Below are 599 nucleotides of genomic sequence, written 5' to 3'. Positions count from 1 at the left end.
CGGATCGTCGAACGCTTCCTGTGCGCGCTGGGGGTGAGCCCCGAGACCGCCCGGCGGGACGCGGAGGGGATCGAGCACCATGTCAGCGCCGAGACCCTGGCGGCGTTCCGCGCCTTCGCGGAACGTCACGGGGGGGCGTGAGGCGCCCGTCCGTCCGCCCTGCCCTCACACCGTCGGCGCAGGCACCTTCTGGCGCAGGCCCAGGATCACCGCCCGGAGCATCTCGGCGCCCGCCTCGCCGGCATCCGGCAGGATGCCGGTGCGGGAGGCGTAGATCCGCTCGTGCACGAAGGCGAGCTTGGCGATCACCGTCGGCGTCAGCTTGAACGGGTAGAGCGCCGGCTGGCCCATGCTGTGGGAGAGCGAATTGATCGCGTAGGTCAGCGGCAGCCACGCCGCGATCAGCCGGTCGAGATCCTGGGTGTTGTAGGGGTCGAAGCACCGTGACGGTGCCGGCGGGGGGCGAGGCGGTGTTCGCGCCCCTGCGGCCGCGCCTGCTGCGCCTCGGGGGCCGGCCGGCGCTCCTGGCGGCGACGCTGTCGGGCGCGGATGCCGGAGGGCTCGCGCTGATCGACCGGCCCGCCGGCGATCCGGGCGCG

The 599-nt window shown here is 74.5% G+C and carries 1 protein-coding gene and 1 pseudogene; one reads left to right on the top strand and one right to left on the bottom strand.

Going from position 1 to position 599, the window contains the following annotated elements; translation table 11 throughout:
• Nucleotides 1-141, top strand: a 141-nt coding sequence (locus tag I53_RS26960) for an iron dependent repressor, metal binding and dimerization domain protein (RefSeq protein ID WP_043356713.1), incomplete at its 5' end; no start/stop codon positions are given.
• Between the two features lie 24 nt (nucleotides 142-165).
• On the opposite strand, the pseudogene I53_RS31925 reads toward I53_RS26960, so the two are convergent.
• Nucleotides 166-456 (bottom strand): annotated as a pseudogene (locus I53_RS31925) (putative zinc-binding metallopeptidase); the annotation flags it as partial.
• Nucleotides 457-599: the final 143 nt, after the last annotated feature.

Source organism: Methylobacterium sp. B1 (genome assembly GCF_000333255.1).
GTDB lineage: Bacteria > Pseudomonadota > Alphaproteobacteria > Rhizobiales > Beijerinckiaceae > Methylobacterium > Methylobacterium fujisawaense.
The sequence above is the reverse complement of the archived record's forward strand: the minus strand, read 5'-3'. Positions and strand labels throughout refer to the sequence as shown.